The 24,620-nt window shown below is 62.0% G+C and carries 17 protein-coding genes and 2 pseudogenes; 6 read left to right on the forward strand and 13 right to left on the reverse strand.

Going from position 1 to position 24,620, the window contains the following annotated elements; all coding sequences use genetic code 11:
* The first annotated feature begins 214 nt into the window (after positions 1-214).
* Positions 215-1,225, forward strand: coding sequence for a hydrolase (locus E4P82_RS00345; protein ID WP_169247109.1), 1,011 nt, complete (start codon positions 215-217; stop codon positions 1,223-1,225).
* On the opposite strand, the gene E4P82_RS00350 is transcribed toward E4P82_RS00345, so the two are convergent.
* From E4P82_RS00350 to tssA, 13 genes and pseudogenes are all read right to left on the reverse strand, one after another.
* The gene (locus E4P82_RS00350) at positions 1,209-1,466 is read right to left on the reverse strand and encodes an acyl carrier protein (RefSeq protein ID WP_169247043.1); all 258 of its coding nucleotides are present in this window, start codon (positions 1,464-1,466) and stop codon (positions 1,209-1,211) included. The genes E4P82_RS00345 and E4P82_RS00350 overlap by 17 nt on opposite strands.
* Positions 1,467-1,581: 115 nt before the next feature.
* A complete protein-coding gene (locus E4P82_RS00355) occupies positions 1,582-3,003 on the reverse strand; it encodes a tetratricopeptide repeat protein (RefSeq protein ID WP_169247044.1) in 1,422 nt (473 codons plus the stop codon).
* Positions 3,004-3,052: 49 nt separating this feature from the next.
* Entirely contained in the window at positions 3,053-4,402 is a 1,350-nt protein-coding gene (locus E4P82_RS00360) for a tetratricopeptide repeat protein (RefSeq protein ID WP_169247045.1), read from the reverse strand.
* The gene (locus tag E4P82_RS00365) at positions 4,383-5,057 is read right to left on the reverse strand and encodes a 4-fold beta flower protein (RefSeq protein WP_169247046.1); all 675 of its coding nucleotides are present in this window, start codon (positions 5,055-5,057) and stop codon (positions 4,383-4,385) included. The genes E4P82_RS00360 and E4P82_RS00365 overlap by 20 nt, the downstream gene beginning before the upstream one ends.
* A 65-nt stretch (positions 5,058-5,122) precedes the next feature.
* Positions 5,123-5,746 (reverse strand): hypothetical protein, encoded by a 624-nt coding sequence (locus E4P82_RS00370; protein ID WP_169247047.1) that lies wholly within the window; start codon positions 5,744-5,746, stop codon positions 5,123-5,125.
* 111 nt (positions 5,747-5,857) lie between these two features.
* Positions 5,858-8,542, reverse strand: a complete 2,685-nt coding sequence (gene tssH, locus E4P82_RS00375; RefSeq protein WP_169247048.1) for a type VI secretion system ATPase TssH — start codon at positions 8,540-8,542, stop codon at positions 5,858-5,860.
* 144 nt (positions 8,543-8,686) lie between these two features.
* A complete protein-coding gene (tssG, locus tag E4P82_RS00380) occupies positions 8,687-9,718 on the reverse strand; it encodes a type VI secretion system baseplate subunit TssG (RefSeq protein ID WP_169247049.1) in 1,032 nt (343 codons plus the stop codon).
* A complete protein-coding gene (tssF, locus tag E4P82_RS00385; RefSeq protein ID WP_312913647.1) occupies positions 9,682-12,075 on the reverse strand; it encodes a type VI secretion system baseplate subunit TssF in 2,394 nt (797 codons plus the stop codon). Before tssF ends, tssG begins: the two co-directional genes overlap by 37 nt.
* Complete coding sequence (locus E4P82_RS00395) at positions 12,068-12,898, reverse strand: type VI secretion system accessory protein TagJ (RefSeq protein ID WP_169247051.1); 831 nt, start codon at positions 12,896-12,898, stop codon at positions 12,068-12,070. Before E4P82_RS00395 ends, tssF begins: the two co-directional genes overlap by 8 nt.
* 109 nt (positions 12,899-13,007) lie before the next feature.
* Complete coding sequence (locus E4P82_RS00400; protein WP_169247052.1) at positions 13,008-13,496, reverse strand: Hcp family type VI secretion system effector; 489 nt, start codon at positions 13,494-13,496, stop codon at positions 13,008-13,010.
* A gap of 253 nt (positions 13,497-13,749) precedes the next feature.
* Positions 13,750-15,253, reverse strand: a pseudogene (gene tssC, locus E4P82_RS00405) (type VI secretion system contractile sheath large subunit).
* Positions 15,254-15,259: 6 nt separating this feature from the next.
* A complete protein-coding gene (tssB, locus tag E4P82_RS00410) occupies positions 15,260-15,778 on the reverse strand; it encodes a type VI secretion system contractile sheath small subunit (protein WP_169247053.1) in 519 nt (172 codons plus the stop codon).
* Positions 15,779-15,843: 65 nt separating this feature from the next.
* Positions 15,844-16,908, reverse strand: coding sequence for a type VI secretion system protein TssA (gene tssA / locus E4P82_RS00415; RefSeq protein ID WP_169247054.1), 1,065 nt, complete (start codon positions 16,906-16,908; stop codon positions 15,844-15,846).
* Between the two features lie 164 nt (positions 16,909-17,072).
* Here tssA and tagH (E4P82_RS23425) point away from each other — a divergent pair.
* The 5 genes and pseudogenes from tagH (E4P82_RS23425) to tssM form a co-directional block, all read left to right on the forward strand.
* Positions 17,073-17,810, forward strand: a pseudogene (gene tagH / locus E4P82_RS23425) (type VI secretion system-associated FHA domain protein TagH); the annotation flags it as partial.
* 166 nt (positions 17,811-17,976) lie between these two features.
* A complete protein-coding gene (tagH, locus tag E4P82_RS22660; protein ID WP_169247055.1) occupies positions 17,977-18,675 on the forward strand; it encodes a type VI secretion system-associated FHA domain protein TagH in 699 nt (232 codons plus the stop codon).
* Between the two features lie 111 nt (positions 18,676-18,786).
* A complete protein-coding gene (gene tssK, locus E4P82_RS00430; protein ID WP_169247056.1) occupies positions 18,787-20,142 on the forward strand; it encodes a type VI secretion system baseplate subunit TssK in 1,356 nt (451 codons plus the stop codon).
* The gene (gene icmH, locus E4P82_RS00435) at positions 20,042-21,523 is read left to right on the forward strand and encodes a type IVB secretion system protein IcmH/DotU (protein ID WP_420887045.1); all 1,482 of its coding nucleotides are present in this window, start codon (positions 20,042-20,044) and stop codon (positions 21,521-21,523) included. The genes tssK and icmH overlap by 101 nt, the downstream gene beginning before the upstream one ends.
* Before the next feature lie 9 nt (positions 21,524-21,532).
* Positions 21,533-24,304 (forward strand): type VI secretion system membrane subunit TssM, encoded by a 2,772-nt coding sequence (tssM, locus tag E4P82_RS00440; RefSeq protein WP_169247057.1) that lies wholly within the window; start codon positions 21,533-21,535, stop codon positions 24,302-24,304.
* Positions 24,305-24,620 lie beyond the last annotated feature (316 nt).

The raw sequence follows: 24,620 nt of genomic DNA on the forward strand, positions 1-24,620 counted from the left end.
GACAGGCCGCGCCCCAGATCACTTCAGGTTACTCTTTCTGAGCGACCGCTTGAGCGAACCCGAGACGAGCCTGGCAGCGCTGGATTGTCTCGGGTACCGCATCGGCTTCATCAAATCGCGTTGGGTCGTCAGCCGTGCCTTTAACCCCCACCTCGGCTACTGGCGCCAAGCCGATCGCTCTTCCCTCTCCTCTCACGATCCGATCATCGCCGCCATGCAACCCACTGACTATGACCCGGCATGGTGGTTGCCCGGCCCGCACGCTCAAACGCTGTGGCCGGTGCTGTGTCGACGCCGACCTCGGGTGCCCCTACGGCGTGAACGCCTGGAATTGCCCGATGGCGACTTTCTGGATCTGGACTGGCTCCCCAGCGGACAGGGACCGATCGTGCTGATCCTGCACGGTCTGGAAGGCTCCAGCGCTTCTCATTACGCGCTTGGCCTACTGGCGGCCATCGCCCGGCGCGGCTGGCGGGCGGTGGTGATGCACTTTCGCGGTCGCGGCGGCCAGCCCAACCGGCTGGCGCGCGGCTACTGCGCCGCCGATACCGCCGACATCGACCATGTGGCAACCCGGCTGCGCCAAAAGGAAACAACCGTGCCCTTGGCCGCCATCGGCTACTCGCTGGGCGGCAATGCCCTGCTCAAGTGGTTGGGGGAAACCGGAGCCGACAACCCCTTACACACAGCGGCGGCGGTATCGGTTCCATTCGTACTCGATATCACCGCGCGGCGACTAAACCAGGGTTTTTCGCGGCTTTACCAAGCACATCTGTTGCGCGCGCTGAAAACAAGCTACCGCAACAAATTCCAGCATCGCTCGGATGCACCCGTACCCTTGGACGAACTGACGACGCTGCGAGATTTCCATTCCTTCGATGACCGGATCACCGCGCCCTTGCATGGTTATACCGGCGTTCACGATTACTACGCCCAAGCCAGTTGCCGCCCTTACCTGCGACGTATCCGTGTGCCAACACTCATCCTGCATGCCCTGGACGACCCTTTCATGCGGCCGGAAGCGGTGCCGGATGCCAGCGAACTATCGCCTTGCGTACAGATGGAACTCAGCTCGCGAGGCGGCCATGTCGGCTTCGTTGCCGGGCGCTGGCCGTGGCGAGCGGAATATTGGCTGGAACAAAGGCTTCCCGAGTTTCTAGCGACACAGTGGAATGGGTCCGCCGCCCGCCCGGCGGCAACGACGATCCTCAACTCCTCGCCGTAGCCTTGTCGCGGACGAATTCGTGAACCTTGCCCAAGGTTTCGAAGCTCTCGGCGCTAATCTCGTCGTCGGCAACCTGAATATCGAACTGCTGCTCCAGAGCATGGATCAAGGTGACCACCGTCATCGAGTCGAACTCCGGGATGCTCCCCAGCAGCGGCGTATCCGGGCCGAGCCGCGTGACCCGATCTCCCAACTGCAATATTTCGCCGACCAACTGTCGCACGTCATCGAACTCGACCATCAAGACCGCCTCCTCGGGATGGAAAAGGGCAGCGCGTGGCGGCCGGCGACTCGCCGGCCGCCACGCGCGCCGAGAGCTTGTCAAGATAGCCTTGCCGACGACAAGAATCCAGCGCTTAGCTGATCGAGATGACGGGCTGGCTGGCTAGCACCACATAACCCATCATGGGTTGGTCGCATTCCCACCGCAACGTAGCCGTCGTCATCGAACGGATTTCCAAGCCCGCTTCCGCCAAGGCCTGCCGCAAATACTCGGCCGCATGGCTATAACGACCACTGTGATTGATGCGAAATCCGCCCGGCGGTGCATCTCCCGTCGCGGCTTCCGCCGTAAACGCCAGCCAGCCACCAGGGCGCAAGGCAGCGGCGGCGGCGGTGAAAACCGCTTCCAACGCCCCGAAGTACACCAGCGTATCGGCCGAAACGATCAGGTCGTAGGCTTGAGGCCGCGTCGCCAGAAACGCGGTCAGCTCGGCGACGATCAGCTCATCGTAACCACCCCGCTCGCGTGCCTTGTCCAACATGCGCGGCGATAGATCCACACCGACCAGATGGCGGGCATAAGGATGCAACAGCGGCGCGCACAAACCGGTGCCGCAACCGGCGTCCAGAACATCCAGACAGGCGGCGGGCGCCCCCAGCAGTTCGGCGATCCGCTCCGCGATGACCGCCGGCGCCTGATAGTTCAACTCCTGCACCAAATGTTGGTCGAACCCTTCCGCATACCGATCGAACAGATAAGTCACGTAAGCGTCGGAAGCGCGCGCCGGTGCTTGATCTTGTCCGAACCAGGCCGCCAAGCGATGCTGGGCGATCGGATCGTCCGGCATCAACCGCAACCAGAATTGCAGCAAATTCAGCGCGGCCTTGCTATCTCCCAACTGAAACACCGCATTGCCCAGCACCATCCGCGCGTCCTCGGAGCGTCCCATGCGATGCAGCAAACCACCCAACTGTTCGATCGCCGCCTCGTGGCCGGCGTCGCAGCGCAGCGCGGCCTCCTGAGCGACAATCGCTTCTTCAAGCTGTCCCAACTCGGCCAGCACCAGACCGAGGCGGTGGTGAATTTCAGCGCTTGCGGGGCGTCGCTCGCTGGCCTGACGGTACGCCTCCAGTGCTTCCGGCAGCCGCCCCAACCCCCTGAGCACCGCGCCCATATTCACGCAAGCTTCCACTTCGTCCGCTCTGTAAATGGTCGCTTGCCGGTAGGCGGCGATGGCATCTTCGTAGCGCTTCTGGACGATCAGTACGTTGCCCAGATTGGTATACGCCGCCGCATAATCGGGCGTGCTGCGGATGGCCCGACGAATGAATTGTTCCGCTTGAGTCGACTGACCCCGTTGCTGCATGAGAATTCCAAGGAAATTCAATGCCTCCGGGTGATCCGGCTGGGCATCGAGCACCCGCTGGTAAAAGACCTGCGCCTGGGTCAGATTGCCCTGACGATGCTGCGTCATCGCCTGATCAAACCATCCGGCCACCACCGAGGACCGCAGGGCATCGTCAAAGGCCTTGGACTTGTCGTCATTGCCGTTCACAGGTATCTCCTCAAGCTTGCTTCGATCATGCTTCCGCCCGCGCCGCCGGTCATGGCTTGCGCGCCAGCACCAGGAACCCGACGACCGGATGGCCGCCTTCCAGACGCAACTCCACGGTTTCCAGCGTCTCGACCACCATGCCGGCCTGGACCAGTTCTCGGCGCAAATAGGCTTCGGCATGCTGGTAGCGACCGCTGCGATCGAGCCGGAATTCCTCCGTTCCTCCCTCCTCGCCACGCTCCACGGTAAACGCCAGCCAACCCTCGGGTCGCAGGGCGGCGGCGGCGGCGGCCAACACCGGCCGTAGATCGCCAAAATAAACCAGCGTATCCGCCGACACGATCAGGTCATGGGACGCTGGCCGGGCGGCGAGGAATGCGGTCAACTCCGCGACCGCCAATTCGTCGTAATCCCTCCGTGTCCGCGCGCGCTCCACCATGCGCGGCGACAAATCGACTCCGATCAAGCGGCTGGCGTAAGGACGCAACAGCGGCCCACAAAGCCCCGTGCCGCAACCGGCATCCAACACCTCCAGCGACCGGGTCGGCACGCCCAGCGTCGTACCGATTTCCCCAGCAATCAAGTCCGGCGCCCGATAGTCCAGCCGATGCAAATGGTCGTCGAAGCTGTCGGCCATGCCGTCGAACAGTTCCTGGACATAATCGTCCGCCGCCCGCGCTGGCGCGGCGTGCCCGGAATGGGCCGCCAGCAGATGTCGAGCAACCGGGTTGGTCGGGTCCTGCTCCAGCCAACCCCGAAACAGCTCGGCGGCTTGCTCGCTACGATTGAGCCGGTACAACAGCATACCCAGACTCTTGTAGGCGGACGCATGGCCGGGTCGCAGGCGAATCGCCTCGCGGAACGCGGCCATCGCTTCTTCATGGCGTTCCAGCTCGACCAGCGCCTTGCCCAAATTGAGATGAACCTCCGCCAGTCGCGGATTCAGGGCGAGCACCTGCTGGCAAGCAGCCACCGCTTCCTCGAACCGGCCAGACCGCCGTAGCATGATGCCGAGATTGCAGTGAGCACCGAAATTACCAGGCGCCAGTTCGATGGCCTGGCGATAGGCCGTCGCCGCCTCGTCGAAGCGCTCCATGGCGGCCAGCACGTTGCCCAGGTTGTTATGGGCGTCCGCATAGCGCGGGTTCAGTTCGAGCGCTTGGCGGATCAGCTTGACGGCGCCATCGTTTTCATGCCGCTGCGCGGCGAGCACCCCCAAAAAATGCAGGGCGTCGACCTGCCGCGGATTCCGGCGCAGTATCTGGCGATAAAGCGCTTCCGCCGCATCGAGTTGCCCCTGCCGGTGCAGGGCAATCGCCTGCTCGACCCGTTGTGCTTCGTTGGCGGGAGCATCCGACCGCGCCGCGCCGCTGAGCGCCCTACGTTGCTTGCGATTCATCGGCGTCGTCCCGAATGTCCGGTTGAACAGCCCGGCGATGCAACCAAAAGGGCAGGCTGCGACCGGTTTTTCTCATCCAGCGCAGCAACAGCGAATCCCCGCTGAATTCGATCACCCAGTACATCCGTTCCGGTTCTTCGATGTCTTCCCAGCACAGCAGTAACTCCGGTCCACGCAATTCCCAGTGGCCGACGGCATTCGTTGTCGATTCCATCGCCGTCCACTGAAAAGATCCGTCCTCGCTCAACCGCAGGATTTCATCGTCGGAACACCACTCGCCAATCAATTCCTCCGACGCCGGCATCCGCAGCAAAGCTTCCAGTGGGTCGCAACAGTTCGGCCGTACTGCCCGCGCTACTCGCGGCGTGGGTGGCATCGGCGGCTGAGCCGGTACCGGGGGCACCTGGGGCGGTCGCCGCTGGGACAACGCCCGCAGGTCGCGCGCTAAGTAATTCTGTTCAACGACATGACCGAGCCATTCTCCGTCATACTTCCACACGGAACCTTGGGCATCGCACCAGCCCAGATAACGTCCAAACCTGTCGAACAACCGGTCATTCTTGAAAAATCCCGCGTAGACACCGGTCCATTTGAATATGACGGTACAGGACTGCTGATTGCTGTCAAAAAGCTCAAAATCATGGGCTTGCATCATGATTTTTTTATTCCTCGGCGTCGGTTTTATTCAAGGCTCAAACAAAAAAAAACCGCCGCTCTATGCTAGAGCCTAGACGCATCGGCATTGATGACTTGTAGGGCTACGTTCTCTGCCACCTTGCCCGTAAGTGGCTTGAGCACACCCGAGATTTCAACATCAGAGCTCATTTTTCCCGCCCAGATTTTCATCATTCCATCAAACTCGAAAAGCACCTTTCCTTTGTTGCCATCTTTCCCCATCTCGGTCACTTTAAACACCGTATTTACACGCTCCCAACTAGCGAACGTTGTACCGCAATCGACCTTGATTTCGATGAACTTACCGACCAGGTTTAGCGGTAGCGCCCTTCCTTCCTTATCAAGGGCAAGGTTGACTCCATTCACCTGGGTGTTGCAGCTCATCCAGCCGTAGTGGAGGATTTTATTCTGTAATTTACCAAATCCAGTGTCACCACTCTTCATGACTTCGCCACATGTATTGAAATAGAATGTGCTGGACTTGAAGTGCCCCACCACCACATGTGCGAACGCTGAATCCTCCGTAGCCCCAAGCAAGGACGCCGATACGCCCCCAACATAAAATCCCAGAGTTACCATAATAAGTTCCCCTTGATTGATCGCTACTTTAATACATGAATCACCAATCTCGTATTCGGAATACGCACGATCAATGCCAATCCAATTCAATCCCTATTCAATATGATATTTTCATGCCAACCAACCATATAAGAATCGATAACCGGTCCAGAATGAATCCCTGCCGCTTATTCTGGACCGGTTCACTTCAGCCTGCTTTTCTTACTCGAACTCGAAACCAAACTCGCCATCTATCACCTTAATCCGCACCCGTGAAACCGGCTGGCCTTCCACCATCCGATTCAAAAATTCCTGGCTGATCGCGGGCAACACGGTGTTGGTTAAAATGGCGTCCACCATCCGGCCACCACTATCAAGCTCCGTGCAGCGGCTGACGATCAGCTTCACCACCTCGTCGTCGTAGTCGAACGGAACCTTGTGGTTTGCCAAAACCCGCTTCTGAATCCGACCCAGTTGCAGGCGGACGATATCGCCGATCATCTCGTCGCTGAGCGGGTAATAGGGAATCGTCACCAACCGCCCCAGCAGCGCCGGCGGAAATACCTTGAGCAACGGTTCCCGCAATGCCTTGGCCAAGCCCTCGGGGTCGGGCAGCAAATCCGGGTCCTTGCACATGCCCATGATCAAATCGGTACCGACGTTGGTGGTGAGCAGGATCAGGGTGTTCTTGAAATCGATGTGCCGCCCCTCGCCGTCTTCCATCCACCCCTTGTCGAACACCTGGAAGAAGATTTCATGCACGTCGTGATGGGCCTTTTCCACCTCGTCCAGCAGCACCACGCTGTAGGGTCGGCGACGCACCGCCTCGGTCAGCACCCCGCCCTCGCCGTAACCGACATAGCCCGGCGGCGCACCCTTGAGAGTGGAAACGGTGTGCGCTTCCTGGAACTCGCTCATGTTGATGGTGATGACGTTCTGCTCACCGCCGTACAGCGCCTCGGCCAGCGCCAACGCCGTCTCGGTCTTGCCCACCCCGGACGGGCCGGCCAACATGAACACGCCAATCGGCTTGCTGGGGTTGTCCAATGCGGCGCGCGAGGTCTGAATCCGCCGGGCAATCATGTCCAGGGCGTGACGCTGGCCGATGATGCGGCGGTTGATGATGTCGGCCAGCTTGAGCACGGTTTCGATTTCGTTCTTGACCATGCGCCCGACCGGAATGCCGGTCCAGTCGGCGACCACCGACGCCACCGCCTGAGCGTCCACGCTGGGTAGGATCAGCGGTGTTTCGCCCTGCAATTCGTGCAATCGGCCTTGGAGATCCTTCAGCTCCGCCAACCAAGTCTGCCGTTCTGGATCGGGTTCGGCCACGGCGGCGGTATCGACCGCGCCACCGTCACCGCGCAACTTGGCGCGCAGCTCCAGGATCTGATCGACCACGCCTTTTTCTTCCTGCCAACGGGCCTCCAGTTCTCCCAATCGTACCTGCTCGGCCTGTAACTTCTCGGTGGCGTCGGCCTGACGCTGAGCGGTATCGATGCCGACCGCCGTTTCGCGACCGATGATCTCCAGTTCGGTGTTCAGCCCTTCGATGCGGCGGCGGCAATCCTCGACCTCGGCCGGCACTGCGTGCAGACTGATCGCCACCCGGGCGCTGGCGGTATCCAGCAGGCTGACCGCCTTGTCCGGTAACTGCCGGGCCGGGATGTAACGATGCGACAGCTTGACCGCCGCCTCCAGCGCTTCGTCGAGAATCAGCACCCGGTGATGCTGCTCCATGGTCGAGGCCATGCCACGCATCATCAGGATGGTCTTCTCTTCGCTGGGCTCGCCGACCTGCACCACTTGGAAGCGGCGGGTCAGCGCAGGGTCTTTCTCGATATGCTTCTTGTACTCGGCCCAGGTGGTGGCGGCGATGGTGCGTAATTTACCGCGCGCCAAAGCTGGTTTGAGCAGGTTGGCGGCGTCGCCGGTGCCGGCCGCGCCACCGGCGCCAATCAGGGTGTGCGCCTCGTCGATGAACAAAATGATCGGCTTGGGCGAGGATTGCACTTCGTCGATCACTTGCCGAAGCCGATTCTCGAACTCGCCTTTCATGCTGGCACCGGCTTGCAGCAGACCCACATCCAGCACCCGCAACGTCACGTCCTTGAGCGGCGGCGGCACGTCCCCGGACGCGATGCGCTGAGCGAACCCCTCCACCACCGCCGTCTTGCCCACGCCGGCCTCGCCGGTCAGGATCGGGTTGTTCTGGCGGCGGCGCATCAGAATATCGACGATCTGGCGGATTTCCTCGTCACGGCCGACGATGGGGTCCAGTTCGCCCTTGCGCGCCCGTTCGGTCAGATCCACCGAAAAGCGTTGCAAGGCTTCCTGTTTGCCCATCTGTGCTGGCGCCACAGCTTCGCTGGCCTCGCCGGGCGCCGCGCCACCACCGACCTGAGAACCATCCGAGGCGCGCAACCCGGTCTCCGGCGAAGCGGCGACGATATCGTTAAACCGGTCGCCCAGTTCGTCCAGCTTGATCTTGTCGAATTCGCGCGAGATGGCCAGCAGCACGTTGCGCAAGTCCGGTGTCCGCAGCATCCCGACCAGCAGGTACCCGGTGCGCACTTGGCTGTCCTTGAACATCAAGGTCGCGCACACCCAGCCGTTTTCCACCGCCGCATCGACATGGGAGGACAGGTCGGAAATTGAAGTCGAGCCGCGCGGCAACCGGTCCAGTGCTTCGGTAAAATCCTTGGCCAGCCGCGATGGATTCAAACTGAAGTGTTGGATGATCCGGTGCAGGTCCGAATCCTGCAATTGCAGGATCTGATGCAGCCAGTGCACCAGTTCCACATAAGGATTACCGCGCAGCTTGCAGAAAACGGTGGCACTTTCGATGGCTTTATAGCCCAGACTGTTTAGCTTACCGAATGCGGTGACGCGACTGATTTCGGCCATAGGTTCAAACTCCCAGCGGCATTGACAGGTCAACAGGCAAGGCCAAGGGAGAAAGATCAGGGTCAAGAATGAGGGGGGTCGCCAACCGGGCGGCCCTTTTACCGCTCACCCCTAACCCGTCGCCTTTAACCCCTCACCTCAAGATCAGGTACAGTAGATAATGGCATCCAGCTTGAGATCATCGACGTCGCGATCCGGCGGCTGGCTGGTCAGCCAAGTGGTCCAGCCCAACTGCGACCCCTCGCCCAATCGCAGTGGCGGTACTTCTTCCTTGCGGAGGATCAGATTGACATCCCACAGCAGTTCGTCACCGACGTAGTTGCGCACCCAGTCGACCAACCGCCGCAAACTGGCGCTACCGGGCAAAAAGCGCTGAAATTCCGCCAAGCCCATCGGCCCCATGACGACCCGAAACTTGTGCTGGCAGTCCCACACCCGCTCGCCGATCACCGCCGTCATCCCCAGCAAGCCGGTATCCGGGGTTTCCCCCAAGCGGCAGCGGCTGGCCTCGGAAAGCGGCAACCAGTGCCCGACAAAGCTCTCGACCGTCACCGGCAGCTTGAAGAAATCCGCCAGGATCGCTTGCAAGCCCTCGGGGTTACGAGTCTGGCTGACCAAGCGGCCGGCGTAATGNAACTTGGCCAGATCCGGCACCGCGTCCCGATTCCACAGCGACGGCATACCCAAACCGCACAAGGCACCGACATAGACATTGAAGCGGTCGGTTTCCGGCCGGTCGAAGCTGACGGTCGGCTGGGTATCCGCCCAGGCCCGGTAAAACAGGCACAGCATCCGGTGGTGAAAGATATCGGCAAACCAGGCGAAGGTCCGGTCGTGGAGATTACGTGACCGATCACGCGCGTATTCGGTCAGATGCAGCGGCAACGGTCCGTGCGGGCCAAACAGCCCCAGAAAATATTCGAACAGACGCGGTGGCCGGTCGTCGCCACCTGGATCGAAGGCCGCCAACGTGGCCGGCGCGAAGGCCAGCGACGGCTCCTGCGCCAGACGCACGGGATCGTCGCTCAGCCGGGTCGCCTTGCCCAGCCGAGGTTTCTCACGGTACAGACATTCCAGTCGCCGCAGCGCCTGGAAAAAATGGAAGGCATACGGCTTGCGCTGTAGCGCCTCGAACAGGGCTACAGTGTGTGCCTGCGTCCGATCCGGGCTGGCCATCGGATGATCTCGCCCCGCTCGGTCGATCTAACGACCGTTTCGGTGAAGGAATTGATGGAAGCGTACTTGGCGAAAAACTGCTCCAGCACCGCGCCCAACAACAAGATACCCACCCCTTCGAAGGCGGCTTCGTCTAAGGTCACGGTCACCTCCAGGCCGCGAGCGAAGGCGATCGGGCCTGGAATCGGCGCGCGCCGGGTCACCGGTGTGGCCCGCACCGAACAAACACCATCGACCTGTCGGCGAACAGTCATTTCCGCCAGGTTGCCATACAGCGCCAGCAACTCCCGCAACGCCACGGCGCCCTGCCGGGCGTCGGTATCGGCCAACGACAGATAGTTCAGGGACAGATGGCTGATCAGCCGCCAAGCGGTGTCGCCGTGAGCGTGGGAAGGCCACGGCCGAGTGGGTCCGGCCACACAGCGCACGGCGCCGACCGGTGCCCCGGAGGCCAATGTGAAGTCGGTGTCACCCCGCCCGATCGGCATGAGCAGGGGCAGGTCACGGTTGGTGCACCAGGTGGTGACCGCCAATTGCCGCATGTTGCCGCGATACGGTGCCTCGTCGGCATCGACCAGCGACAGGAAGACTTCGCTGCCCACATAACTTGAGCGCGGCCCATCGCGCCGCTGCTGCCTGGACAGCAACCGCGGCAACCGGTGCATGGTGTAATAGGAGCGCTGTTGGCGCTGGTCAATCCGATCGTAGCTGGCATAGAACGGCAGGAAATCCTGCTCTTCGCCTTCGGGGCCGATACCGGTAACCCCAGTGACCTGGTAGACCTCGAAATCCATCGGCCGGGTCCGATCCGGCACCAGGTGATGCTCGGCCACCTGATCGCTCAAGTGAATGCGATCGGCCCGCTTGGGAAACAGATTGATCGCGGGCGCGCAGAACAGGGCGAAATTTTCCGCCGCCACCACGTTTTCCAGCACCGGATCGGCACGGTTGAGCAGGATCAGCACTTCCAATTCTTGATCCGTACAGCGGCGCACCGCCGGCCCCAAGCCGCCCAATTCCACGAACAAATAGCGTTGTGGGAAGGAAAAATACTCGTGCAACAGTCGGTAACCCTGAAACGAGGGCGGCGTGCGGGGTAGCAGCGCCTGCTCGTCTTCGAAGCCGAGCCGCCGAATTTGGTTTCGGGCCACGACCTCGTGCCAGGGTGCCGGCCTCCGGCCGGGCCGCGCCACCATCATTACCACGTTGGATAGCAATTGTTCGTACAGCCGAGCCGGCACGGTTTCGCTACCGTGCAGGTACAGCGGCAACTGGGTCAGCACCAGCTTGCTGAAAAGCAGGCCCGGCAGTGTCGTGCGCAGCCGCAGCCGGATACCGGCGCGGACCTTGGCCAGATCCGGTAGATCGAGCTGCGCCACCGGTTCCTTGCCGGCAAAATACTGCGCTTCGGTCAGTTCCAACGGCCACAGCGTCACGTCATGGGCGGTCCGGTACTCGCAGGGCGTCTGATCGCCCTTGCCGAGCTGGCTGTGCAATTGGCTGTCGCGAGGAATCACGAACCCTTGTTCGAGCGCGCCTTCGGTCGGGTCCGGCTGGAAACGGGCCACCAGCATCGACGGCGTCGGCGCTAGATAGTGCGGGTAGACGATCTCCAGCAAATGCTGGGTGAATCGCGGGAACTCGTCGTCCATCTTGAGCTGCACCCGCCCCGCCAGGAAGCTGAAACCCTCCAGCAACCGCTCGACGTAGGGATCGGCGCACTCGAACCCCTCCAACCCCAACCGCCCGGCGATCTTCGGGAACTCGCGGGCGAATTCCCCACCCAGCTCACGTAGGTGCTGGAGTTCCCGGTTGTAGTATTCGAGCAGGCGAGGATCCATCAGTGCTCCCTCGTCCGACTGGCTTCCTCGACCTTGACCTGACCACTTTCCAGGTCGATCTCGGTCTTCCAGTACAATTGTATGGGCATGGGCTGCCCCCACAACTCCCCCTTCGATCTCGAAGGTCAAGGCGTTATGGCTCATGCGCTCCTCGGTGAACGACGCGCGCACCCGCAACGAATTGCGCAGGATGCGCGGTTCAAAATCCAGAATCACCTGACGCAGGATCAGCTCCAGTCCATCGACGTCCAGGCTACGGGCCGTCACCCCGGCCAGCGGCGGCAAGCCAAAATTGATGGTCGACCGGGCGGCGAAGGGATAACGCTCGATGTCGCTGTCATCCGGCATCCGGCTGGCGTTGAACAACCAGGCCAGATCGCGCAGCACGCACTCGCGCAGACGGTTCGTGGACAACACCCGCTTCTCGCGCGACTCCTGCGACTGGTCCGGTTCGTCGTCGGTCAGACGATCCAACAGCGAAGGTTGCAGTCGCTCCCTGGGCGTGAGTTCAGCCATCGTCGGAGCCAGTGATCACCGGTGGCGCGGTTTCCGGAACGACCAGATCGATCCGTCGAATATCGAGCAACGGATATTCGTTTTGCTCGGTGGCCAACATACGCTGGCCAATACCCAAATAGATCCCACTCTCCTGCTCCAACCATTCGGTTCTGCGACCCAGTTGTACCTGTGGATCGGCGCTGGCCTGCGAGCCGGGATAGCGCGACGGAATCAGGCCTACGACTTCGCCGCCGTTGGCCCAGGTAAAGCCGGCGGGCATCCAGACATAGTCGCGTAGATCGCTGGGCTGTTCGAGCGCGAGCGTGCGGATCCGCTGCCATGGAACCCAGTAGTAGCGACCGTTGATGACGGCCTCCAGCATCGGCCCCAACCGCGGGTCGGCATCGGCGAGCCACTCGAACGGCTGGCCGTCCAGCGTTCCCGACGTCGTCGCCGCGCCCTCGAACGCCTGGTCGCGGGCCGTCTGGGCTTGGGCATGATGACCACCGGCGGTCAACTGCAACGCCTCCAGCAACAATGCCATCCAAGGCTCGGGGTCACCGAAGATCAGCGGCGACCGGCGACCGGCGAACACCTCGGCACGTAGCAACTCGCAGCGGAGGGCTTCGCGGTAGGTCTGCACCATCGGCAGGGACTCGGGATCCATCTCCTCCAGCACGTTCAACTGGTTCGATGCCCGCTCCCATTGACCCAGCACCGCCAGCAACTGAAACAGAAAGATGCGGTATTTGGCGTTGGCGGGTTCCTTGCGCACCTGCGCCTGCAATTCAGCCAAAGCTTCCTGCAAACGGCCTTCGCGTAAACTTTGCTCGGCTTGCATAAACGGCTTGTCCCGCTGCTTGGGAATGAAAAAATACCGCGCACCCGGATCGAAGGAACATCCGAATGCGCGGAATCCGCGTCTTGGCCCCGGAAGAATGCGCCAGCCGTTAGACCTTCTTGTTGGTCTTGACATCCCAACCGGCCTTGCCAGCCGATTTGGTCGCACCTTTCTCATCCTGGGTGAAGTATTCCTGGGTCATGTTGGTGAAGTTCAGCGACAGGCTCTCGATCGGCAGGCCAGAACCTTCGCTGCCACCGGTCTGGTAACTGCTGACCAGCACGTCCTTGAACTTGAACTCCAGGAATTTCTTCTGCCCACCGTCCTTGCCGGTCGGCTTGCGCATCACCAGGGTGGCCTCGGGGTAGTGGTGACCCGAGCAGCACGACAGCAGCAGTTCGGGTGAAGCAGCGCAAAAATGCATGGTGTAGCTGAAGTCCTGCATCTGCACCTTGCTGGCGCCCAAGCCGGTACCGTGCCCGGCGGTGCCCATCTGGCTGGCACCCCAGCTCCAGCTCAGCACTTCAATCCATTCCTTGAACTCGTGGTCCTTGCACTCGCCCTTCACTTCGCCAATTTTCAAAAATGCATCAGCCATGGTCGTATCCTCTCAATGTGGGTATGGAAACTGCCGGCGGTTTACCCCGCCCCTGCGAGCAACGGTGCCTTTCCTGCCCGACTTCGGGCTCAAAAGACTGGAAGTTCCGTCGTCGATCTAGGTATTGCACCTTACGTGCCAAAGCACAACTCCTTGTTTTCGAACAACTTACCTCCATTTTTCTCCGATGAACGGATCAGATCGAACCCCTGGAGCCCATTCTGACCCGTCCAGCTCACCAGCTTTCTCGACCTCAACCTCCCTTGATCGAAGGCAACTTGGACACCAGGCGCAACGACACGGTCAACCCTTCCAACTGATAGTGGGGGGCGCAGGAAGAACTTCGAGGTGTAGTAGCCTGGATTGCCTTCCACTTCCTCCACCACCACCTCGGCGGCCGCCAAGGGTTTCATGGCCTTGGTCTCGTCGCTGGAGATGGCGGGATTGCCGTCCACGTAGTTGTAAATCCATTCCTGCAACCAGAGTTGCAACTGATCGCGCTCCTTGAACGAACCGATCTTGTCGCGCACCATGCATTTCAGGTAGTGAGCGAAGCGGCAGGTCGCGAACAGGTAGGGCAAACGGGCCGACAGATTGGCGTTGGCGGTGGCGTCCGGATCGTCGTACTCGGCGGGCTTTTGCAGCGACTGGGCACCGATGAAGGCCGCGAAGTCGCTGTTCTTCTTGTGGATCAGCGGCATGAAACCGTTCTTGGCCAACTCGGCTTCGCGCCGGTCGCTGATGGCGATTTCGGTCGGACACTTCGCGTCCACGCCGCCATCGTCGGTCGGGAAAACATGGGTCGGCAGGTTCTCCACCGCGCCGCCGGATTCGATGCCGCGAATCCGGGTACACCAGCCATACATCTTGAATGCTCGGGTGATGTTGGTGGCCATCGCATAGGCCGAATTGGCCCAGCAGTATTTGCTGTGATCGCCGCCTTCCACTTCCTCCTCGAAATCGAACTCCTCGACCGGATCGGTCTTCGGTCCGTAGGGTGTCCGCGCCAAAAACCGCGGCATCGCCAAACCGATGTAGCGCGAATCCTCGGAATCGCGTAACCCGCGCCAGCCCCCGTATTCCGGCGTTTGGAAAATCTTGGTCAAGTCTCGTGGGTTGCTCAACTCCTGCCAGGAGTCCATCTGCATCACGGTGGGGGACGCGCCGGCGATGAACGGCGTGTGCGAGGCAGCGGCGACTTGGGCCATACTCCGCAACAATTCCACATCGGGCGGGCTATGGTCGAAGTGATAGTCGCCCACCAGGCAACCGAACGGCTCACCACCGAACTGGCCGTACTCTTCTTCGTAGATCTTCTTGAACAGCGGGCTCTGATCCCAGACCACTCCCTTGTATTTCTTCAGGGTCTTGCTCAACTCCTTCTTGGAGATGTTCATCACCCGGATTTTCAACATCTCGTCGGTTTCGGTATTGAAAATCAGATAGTTCAATCCGCGCCAGGCACCTTCCAGTTCCTGGAAATCCGGATGGTGCATGATCAAGTTGATCTGTTCACTCAACTTGCGGTCGATGGCGGCGATCATCGACTCGATGGATTTGAGCACATCCTTGGAAATCAGCGTCGTATGCTGCAGGGCCTGCTCGGCCAGCGTGCGGACGGCACTCTCGACCGCTTCCTTGGCCTGATCGGACTTGGGTTTGAATTCCCGTTGCAGCAGCGAGCCAAACTCGCTGGCTTCCACTGTTTCAGTTTGGGCTTCGGGCTGGGCCTGGGCGTTCGCGTCGGTTTCGGCCATGGTTCATCACTCCTCGGCGGCGGGCGCTTCGCCCTCGGGTTTTGGCGCGGACGCCAGGGCTTGCAGCAGGGTCGGATCGTTCAACACCTTGGCAATCAAATCCTCGGCGCCGGTCTTGCCGTCCATGTAGGTCATCAGGTTGGTGAGCTGCTGGCGTGCCTGCAGCAACTGATTGAGGGCATCGACCTTGCGCGCCACGGCGGCCGGGGAGAAATCGTCCATGCTTTCGAAGGTCAGATCCAAGCTCAGCTCCCCTTCGCCCGTGAGCGAATTGGGAACCCGGAACGCCACCCTCGGCTTCATGGCCTTCATGCGGCTATCGAAATTGTCCACGTCGATATCGAGAAACTTGCGATCGGCCACTGGCGCCAGCGGATCGACCGGCTTACCGGACAGATCGGCCATCACGCCCATTACGAACGGTAGTTGCACCTTCTTTTGCGAGCCGTACACCTCAACGTCGTACTCGATCTGTACGCGCGGAGCCCGGTTACGGGCGATAAATTTCTGGCTGCTCATCGCCATCGGAAAATTACCTCTCTGGAATTCGGAAGCGGGTGATCTGTTACCTTATCCGGCGATTCGGCTCGTCAGCCGTATTCGCTGGAACTTTCGCTCTGCAGGCCGAAAATCAGGTTAGCCTGCTCGGTCCCTCCCGGTGCAAGATCGAGCATGATCTCCATGAAGTCCTTCGTGACTAAATTCTTAGCACGTTTTAGCAAAAACGGTACGGGGCTGGAGGGTTCGTAGCGAGAGAAGTAGTCGCAAATTTTATCCAACATGCGAATTACGTCTTCGCGGCTGGCGATATCGCCCACCACCAAGCGCTGCCCCGCCACTGCGCCAGACGCCGCTCCGTCCTCCGACTCGCCTTGCCCCTCGGTCTCGCCGGCTGAACTCACGCCGCGCCGTTGCAGTTGCTCCGTCAATACCTGCCGGATCTCCTTCAGAACCCCGGTCAGATCGCTCATGTCCGGCGCCTGAGTCACCCCGACCAGATCGGTCAAGGCGGCTTCGATCCGCTCGACCCGGTCGCGGGCATCGGCGGCCGCTTCGGTGGTGGCCTGCAACACCTCCAGATCGGCATCCTGGAACGCGGCGTCGAGTCGGCTCTGGGTCGGCAGCTCTTCGTCATCATCCACCACCGGCGTCAGCACACCCGTGGCGACCTGAACATCGCGCAGACTGAACCGTCCTATGGCACGGGAACTGACCAGCGGCGTCTCCCGCAGGTCGCGCAGGGTGGTTTCCGAATCGCACAGCGCCACGATGGTGTTGATCCGCAGGGTCGGATCGTTGTTGTCGTCCGGGTCGAGCAGCGGATAAACCCCATCCCAGTAGCGCTCGATCAGACCTTCCACCAGGGCCAAACCCTCGGCGAAACCCGGAAAGCCATCGCTCTGCAACAACGCTCGGGCCAGGTAAACCGCCACCCGTAGATCCCGGGTACGCTCCAGCAGGCTCAGGGCGGCTTTCTTGACGCCGCGCCAATCAGGCGGCTCGGCCGGAATAATGGTATCGCCGTACTGACGCTCGGGCGTTTCCTGAGCCAGTTTTTCCATCTCGGCGAATAAGGGATCGTATTCGAGATCCTCGCCGCACGGCGTATCGGCGGCAATATCGCTCAGCAATGCTTCGATTTCGATCACACTCATCGGTCGTGCGCCTTTTCATCGATTGTCGATTTTCAAGTATAGCCATGCTTGGCTCGATTACCCTGGGCGGTATAGACTGAAATCTAATGAGCTTATGCGATTGGTTTGATGAACTCCGCCCAAATGCCCCACAAGCGGACCTCCCTGCCAACGGAAATTGCGCTATGCCCTTGCGATTGACCATCACCAGCTTTCAGCGGCTCTCTCCCGGTCAGGAAACCACCAAAACGCTCGACCGTGGGTCGATCAGCATCGGCCGGGCGGCGCAAAGCGACTGGGTCCTGCAAGACCCGGAGCGCATCCTGTCTGGACGGCATTGCACCCTCCATTATCAGGATGGCGGTTATTTCCTGACCGACACCAGCACCAACGGCGTCTATCTCAACGATTCCGAACAGCGCGTCGGCCGCAACCAGATGGTCAGGCTGAAGGATGGCGATCATTTCGTGCTGGGCGAATACGAGATCGCGGTCGCCTTATCATCCGAAACCGCCGAACCAATAGCGATCCAACCGGAAGGGCCGATCACCGAGGCCGTACCGATTTCAGACCTGATGCCCGCCGCCGGCACCGCGGAATTGGGCGGCGGTCCCGACAGCATGATCAAACCCTCCTTCGGCGACATCATGGCCGAGGGCAGGGACAGTCTGGGCCTACGCCAGGCGCCGGGGAAACCGGGCAAGGAGGCGGTGGTCACCGAACCGCCTTCCGATTTGATGGAACCGGAACGGGCGTCCTTCGAACCGCCGAGGCTGATCCCCGAAACGCCGCCAGCACCGCCCGTCGCCACGCCGATTCCAGAAATACTGCCCCCACCGTTCGAACCCGGACCGGTGCCCATCGACGAACCGCCCGCGGCACGGGCTGAGCTGGAACCCCCAGCCCAACCGTTTCCCGATATCCTCGAACCGTCACCGGAAGCGCCGCCGGAAATACCGCCGGTGGCCAGCGAACGTCCGGGGGAAAGCGCCGAACCGCTGATCCCAGAAGACTGGTGGTCGACACCTTCCCCCGCCGCCCAACCCGCGCCACAACCACCGAGCGCACCGCCACCCGAACCCCGCCGGATTGCCCCGGAAATACCCGCGCCACCTCCAGCGCGACCCCCCGTACAGCCACGCGCGGCCCGAACCCCGCCCTCCTGCTCAACCGGCTCAACCGGCCGGGCCGGACACCGATGTCCTGATACGGGCCTTTCTGGAGGGCGCTGGCCTGCCGCACTTGAAACTGACGGCCGAACAACTGCCCGAGTGCATGCGCACCCTGGGCGAGATCTTCCGCGAAACCGTACAGGGTCTGGTGGAAGTTCTGCTGGCCCGTGGCGATGTCAAAGGCGAGTTCCGCTTGCATCGCACCACCATCGGTCCCGTCGAAAACAACCCTCTCAAGACCTCGCCAGGCCAACCGCCGCTCAGTCCCGAACAGGTGATGACCCTGTTGCTGGTCCGGCAGAAAGACGCCTATATGTCGCCCGTGCAGGCGGTGCGCGAGGGCTTCAACGACATCAAGGCGCACCAACTGGCAGTCATGGCCGGGATTCAGGCAGCCCTGACCCGTCTGCTCGAAAGGTTCGACCCGGGCAACCTGGAAACCCGGCTCGAACAGAGCGTGCTCGACAACATCTGGCCAGGCAACCGCAAGGCCAAATACTGGGACCTGTTCACCACCGAATACCAGATCATCGCCCGGGAGGCCGAGGACGACTTCAACGAACTGTTTGGCGACGAATTCGCCCGTGCCTACGAAGAACGGTTGGGTGAACGCTGATCTTCGCGTTCCCGATCCGAGCGCCGCTGTCGTTGCGCGGTTTGAATGCTAGGCTTTAGAAAAAACGGCGACCCCCACTCTTAACGAAACGATACAACGAGCGATTCCGCCATGAGTTGGTACAGTAAAGTTGTGTGGTCCGAGGGGATGTTCCTACGCCCCCAGCACTTCCAACAACAAGACCGCTATTTCGAAGCCTTGGTCCGGCAATCCTGCCACCCTCTGCGCCCCTACGACTGGGGTATCGCCGAACTAGCCCTGGATCGGGAGGCGCTGGCCCTGGGCAAAATCGCCATCACCACCGCTTCCGGTCTGTTACCCGACGGCACACCGTTCAGCATTCCCGACCACGATCCGCCACCCGCGCCGCTGGCGATCGACGCCGACGTGCGCGATACCCGGATCATGCTGGCCCTGCCGCTGCGGCGGACCGGCATGGCCGACGTGGAACGCGGCGAGCAGCAACAAGACACCGCCGCCCGCTACCGGGCCGTGGCCCACGAGGTGCGGGACAACAACGTCGACACCGCCAACAACAGCGCCTTCGTCGAAACCGGCGAGCGCCGGCTACGGCTGTTCCTCGACACCCGCGACTCCAGCGAGCACACCTGCATCGGCATCGCCCGGGTGCAGGAAAAGCGCCCCGATCAGACGGTGGTGCTGGACCCCGACTACCTGCCGCCCTGCCTGGACTGCCGCGGCGTACCGGTGCTGCTCGGCTTCGCCACCGAAGTGCTTGGACTGCTGCACCAACGCGGCGATGCCCTGGCTGAGCGAGTGACGGGGGCGGGCACGGCGCGGGGCGCGGGCGTGGACATTGCCCAGTTCCTGCGCTTGCAGACCGTCAACCGCTTCGAACCGCTGTTCGCCCATCTGGCATCCATGCAGGGGCTGCACCCGGAAACGTTCTACCAGATCGCCCTGCAACTGGCCGGCGAAATGTCCACCTTCACCGGTAAGACCAAGCGCCGGCCACCACCGTTCCCCGCCTACGACCACGACGACCTGCAAAAAACCTTCGGCGCCCTGATCGGCGAGTTGCGCCGCTCGCTCAGTCTGGTCGAAGAGCAGGCGGCCATCCGCATTCCGATCGAAGAACGCCAGTACGGCATCCGGGTGGCCATCATCACCGATCGCGAACGCCCGCTGCTGACCAAGGCCACCTTCATTCTAGCGGTCCGCGCCGACATGGCGACCGACCTGCTGCGCACCCGCTTCCCGACCCAGGTCAAAATCGGCCCAGTCGAGCGCATCGCGCAGTTCGTCAACCACCACTTGCCCGGCATCGGGGTCAGCGCGCTGCCGGTGGCGCCGCGCGAGATCCCCTATCAGGCCGATTTCATCTATTTCCGGCTCGACCGCAGCAGTGAATTCTGGAAACAAGTGCTCACCTCGGGCGGTTTCGCTTTCCACGTCGGCGGCGAGTTCCCGGGCTTGGACATGGCATTCTGGGCCATCAAAGAGTAAACGAGTAACGAACCGTGACCATCGACGATCCGTTTGCCGCCGACGGCGACGAAGGCGACCGCACCATCATTCGGCCGGCGCCGGGCGGCCGGCGTGCCGGCCCGCCTTCGCCATCCCCACCACCCCCGCCGCCCCGCTCCGCCCAGCCCGGCGGCGGCTCGAATCCGCTCCGGTGTCGGCCGGCGTCGGACTCAATCCGCTGGAAGCCGCCGCCGCGCCGCTGCTCAGCCTGATCATGCGCCTGAAGAACACCCACTCGCATCCCGATCCCGAGCGTTTGCGGCGACGCATGATCGAGGAAATGAAAGCGTTTACCGTCAACGCCCGCAACGCCGGCGTCCACGAAAAGACCGTGTTCCGGGCTCGCTATGTGCTCTGCACCACGCTGGACGAGGTGGTGCTGAACACGCCCTGGGGCCGAGCCAGCGAATGGAGCGAGAACAGCCTGCTGATCACCTTTCACAACGAAACCTGGGGTGGCGAAAAATTCTTCGAGCTGCTCGACGCCATCCTTCCCGACCCGCGCAAGCACCTCCACCTACTGGAACTGATGTATCTGTGCCTGGCCTTCGGTTTTCAAGGCCGCTACCGGCTGCTGGATAACGGCCGCAGCCGACTGGACGAACAGCGGGAGCGCACCTACAACGCCATCCGCACCGCCCACGGCGAATACGAGCGGGAATTGTCCCCACACTGGCGCGGCGTCCTCAACCAACACAACCCACTGATCCGCTACGTGCCGTTATGGGTGGTGGCGGCGGTGGCGGCCGCTCTGCTGCTGATCGCCTATGCGCTGTTCAACTGGCTGCTGAACAGCGCCTCCGACCCGGTGCTGACCGCGCTCGGCGGCATTCGTGGGGATACCGTGGCCATGGTCCGCCGTGGCGGCGCGACGGCGGCGCCCGCGACGCCAAAACCGCAGGTTCTCAACGATCTCAACCGGGTATCGCGCGACTTGCGCACTTTTCTCGATCCCCAGATTCGGCAGGGCTTGGTCGATGTCCTCGAAGATGCCGACAAGACCACGGTCCGTATCCGCGGCGACGGCCTGTTCGACTCGGGCAGCGCCAACGTCAAACCGGCCTTTCTGCCACTGCTAGCGCAGATCGGCAAAGAACTCAACACCGTCCAGGGCCGGGTGCTGGTCACCGGCCATTCGGACAGCGTTCCGATCCACACCCTGCAATTTCCTTCCAACTGGCATCTTTCCAAAGCCCGTGCCGACAGCGTGGTCCGCCTGTTGGCCGCCGTCAGCGACAAGCCCGGCCGTTTCATCAGCGAGGGCCGCGCCGATACCGAAGCGGTAGCCCCCAACAACACCCCGCAGAACCGCGCGCTGAACCGGCGCGTCGACATCATCCTGCTGGCGCGAGTCAACTAGGCGGGGACCATGAACAAGATCCTGAACTTCTTCAAGAGCCGCTGGTTCATCGGCATCACCGGCTTCCTGGCCGTCGCTGGTCTGATCTGGTACCTCGGTCCCCTGATCGCCGTCGCCGGCCAAACCCCGCTCGCCTCGGATCTGGGCCGCATCGGCACCATCATGACCGTCGGCGGCATGTATGGTCTGTATCAGCTCCTCTACTACATCGACACCCTGAAGCGAAACCGCAACATGCTGGCCGATCTGGCCGGTCAAGCCGGAATCGGAACGGGCGGAACGGGCGGAACGGGTGGAACGGCTGATCAGGGCGCGGCCAGCGACAGCGAACAGGCTGCCCGCGAGCGTCAGAAAAAGAAGGAAGAAGAAGCCGCCTCGGCCGAGGAAATCTCCACGCTCAAGCAGGGTTTGGACGAGGCGCTATCCGTCCTCAAACGGGCCAAGCTGGGCGGCAAGACCGGTCGCACCCAATACCTCTACCAGTTGCCCTGGTACATCATCATCGGCCCACCCGGCTCCGGCAAGACTACGGCGCTGATCAATTCCGGCCTGCGTTTCCCGCTGGGCGCCGGCAAGGTGCGCGGGGTGGGCGGCACCCGCAACTGCGATTGGTGGTTTACCGACGAAGCGGTGCTGCTGGACACCGCCGGTCGCTATACCACCCAGGACAGCCACGAGGAAGTGGACCGGGCCGCTTGGCGCGGTTTTCTGGACCTGCTGAAAAAACACCGCCGCCGCCGACCTATCAACGGCGCCTTCATCGCCATCAGCCTGGCCGACCTGATGCAGCAGAGCGAAGAAGAACGCTCCGCCCAGGCCCTGGCCATCAAGCAGCGGGTACAGGAACTGCACGAGCATTTCGGTATCCGCTTCCCCATCTACGTCCAGTTCACCAAGGCCGACCTGATCGCCGGCTTCATCGAATTCTTCGGCGACATGGGCCTGGAAGAGCGGGCACAAGTCTGGGGTCTGACCTTCCCGCTGGACAACTCCGGCAACCCGGAAGGCGTGGTCGAACAGTTCACCGCCGAGTTCGAACTGCTGGAACAGCGACTGAACGACCGGCTGGTGCAGCGTCTGCAGGAAGAGCGCGATCCCCAACGGCGCGACCTGATCTACACCCTACCCCAGCAGTTCGCGTCCCTGAAGCAGGTCGCCGACCGTTTCCTCAAGGAAGCGTTCCGGCCTAGCCGCTACGAGGAACGGGTGCTGCTGCGCGGGGTTTACTTCACCAGCGGTACCCAGGAAGGCACGCCGATCGATCGGCTGATGAGTTCGCTGGCCACCACGTTCGGCCTGCACCGCCAGACCTTGAGCACCTTCTCCGGCAAGGGCCGCAGCTACTTCATCACCCGACTGCTGCGCGAGGTCATCTTCCCGGAAGCGGAGATCGCCGGCGCCAACCTCAAGGTGGAGCGCTGGCGTGGCTGGATCCAGCGCGGTGCCTACGCCACCGCCCTGCTGGTCACCGTGATTGCCGCCCTACTGTGGCTGACCAGCTACGCCCGCAATGAAATCTACGTGCGAGCGGTGGAAAAACAGCGGCTGGAAGTGGAACGACAGATTCAGGCGCTCTCCCCCGATCAGACCGATCCTGCCGCCGCCCTGCCCCTGCTGACCGCCGCCCGCACCATCCCCGGCGGCTACGACGACCGCAATGCCGGCACCCCCTGGTTGATGGGCTTTGGGCTCTATCAGGGCGACAAGCTTGGTGGCGAGGCGCTGGCGATCTACCAGCGGCTGCTGCTGCAGGCTTTTCTACCCCGCATCGTACTGCGCCTGGAGGAGCGGCTGCGCCAGAACACCGACAATACCGGCACGCTATACGACACCCTCAAAGCGTACCTGATGCTGGACGACGCCGAGCATTTCGACGCCAAGACCGTCAAGGACTGGATGGAGCAGGAGTGGCAGGCCAATCCGCCGCGCGGATTCACCCGCGAGCAGCGCGAGCAACTGTCGGCCCATCTGGACGCCCTGCTGGAACAGGCGCCGCTGCAATCGCCCATCGCGCTGGACAGCGCGTTGATCCAGCGCAGCCGGAATCAACTGAACCAGGTACCTCTGTCCCAGCGTATCTACGAACGGCTCAAGCAACGCCAGCGTAGTGCCGGCACGCCGCCGGACATCGGCCTGACTCTCGCCGCCGGTCCCGACACGCCCCGAGTGTTCGATCGCGGGAGCGGCCAGGCACTGAACAGCGGGGTTCCCGGTTTGTATACCTATAAGGGTTACTACCAGTTTTTTCTGGACGAAAACCCCAAGCTGGTGGCTCATTTGGCCGACGAAAGCTGGATTCTGGGCCAAGCCCTGCAAATTTCCAGCGATCCGGCCGACCGTCAGCGCATTGCCGAGGGGGTCTGCCGCTTGTATCTCGGTGATTACCTGAAGCAGTGGCAGGATCTACTCGGCGATGTCAAGATCAAGACGTTCAACGACCCGCAAGAAGCGCTCGACATCCTGCAAGTACTGTCGGGGCCGGCCTCGCCGCTGCGAACCCTGATCGAAACCGTGGCCCGCGAAACCGCGCTGGACCAGCCGCCGCCCGCGCCGCCGGAAACCGGCAAACCCACCGCCGACCGGTCGCTGACCGACAAGATCGCCGGCATCCTGGGCAAGAGCGACGCCACCGCCGCTGACCCACTGCTGCAACCGTGCGCCATCGACCCCCGGCTGACCGGTTTCGATGCACAGTACCGCCGGGAAATCGATGCGTCGGCGGCACCATTCCACCCTTCGATAAAACCCTGTCCGCGCTCAACGATCTGTACGGCCACATGAACGCCATCGCCCGTGCCCGGGAATCCAGCCCGGACGGCGCCGTGCCGCAAAACCTCAAAGACCAGTTCGGCGCCGTGGTCAATCAATTGCAAGTGGATGCCGCCCGCAAACCGCCGCCCTTCAACCTGTTGCTGGATAAGCTGGCCCGGGACAGCGCCGATATCGTGCGCAGCTTACGAGATCGTTTGAACGCTCAATGGAAGGCGGCGCAAGTCGCCCCTTTTTTTTCAGGACAACCTGCGCGGCCGTTACCCGCTGGTCCGCAGCTCGATTCAGTGGAGTGGCGCCGGGCCGGGTGGCGCGCAAGGTTCCGCCG

The organism is Candidatus Competibacter phosphatis (genome assembly GCF_012939995.1).
Taxonomy (GTDB): domain Bacteria; phylum Pseudomonadota; class Gammaproteobacteria; order Competibacterales; family Competibacteraceae; genus Competibacter; species Competibacter phosphatis.

What these genes read in the sequence shown, in the direction of transcription:
- E4P82_RS00345 (WP_169247109.1), top strand. Translation starts at nt 215, where the DNA reads ATGCAACCCACTGACTATGACCCGGCATGGTGGTTGCCCGGCCCGCAC.
- E4P82_RS00350 (WP_169247043.1), bottom strand. Translation starts at nt 1,466, where the DNA reads ATGGTCGAGTTCGATGACGTGCGACAGTTGGTCGGCGAAATATTGCAG.
- E4P82_RS00360 (WP_169247045.1), bottom strand. Translation starts at nt 4,402, where the DNA reads ATGAATCGCAAGCAACGTAGGGCGCTCAGCGGCGCGGCGCGGTCGGAT.
- E4P82_RS00365 (WP_169247046.1), bottom strand. Translation starts at nt 5,057, where the DNA reads ATGATGCAAGCCCATGATTTTGAGCTTTTTGACAGCAATCAGCAGTCC.
- tssH (WP_169247048.1), bottom strand. Translation starts at nt 8,542, where the DNA reads ATGGCCGAAATCAGTCGCGTCACCGCATTCGGTAAGCTAAACAGTCTG.
- tssF (WP_312913647.1), bottom strand. Translation starts at nt 12,075, where the DNA reads ATGGCTGAACTCACGCCCAGGGAGCGACTGCAACCTTCGCTGTTGGAT.
- E4P82_RS00395 (WP_169247051.1), bottom strand. Translation starts at nt 12,898, where the DNA reads ATGCAAGCCGAGCAAAGTTTACGCGAAGGCCGTTTGCAGGAAGCTTTG.
- E4P82_RS00400 (WP_169247052.1), bottom strand. Translation starts at nt 13,496, where the DNA reads ATGGCTGATGCATTTTTGAAAATTGGCGAAGTGAAGGGCGAGTGCAAG.
- tssB (WP_169247053.1), bottom strand. Translation starts at nt 15,778, where the DNA reads ATGGCGATGAGCAGCCAGAAATTTATCGCCCGTAACCGGGCTCCGCGC.
- tssA (WP_169247054.1), bottom strand. Translation starts at nt 16,908, where the DNA reads ATGAGTGTGATCGAAATCGAAGCATTGCTGAGCGATATTGCCGCCGAT.
- tssK (WP_169247056.1), top strand. Translation starts at nt 18,787, where the DNA reads ATGAGTTGGTACAGTAAAGTTGTGTGGTCCGAGGGGATGTTCCTACGC.
- tssM (WP_169247057.1), top strand. Translation starts at nt 21,533, where the DNA reads ATGAACAAGATCCTGAACTTCTTCAAGAGCCGCTGGTTCATCGGCATC.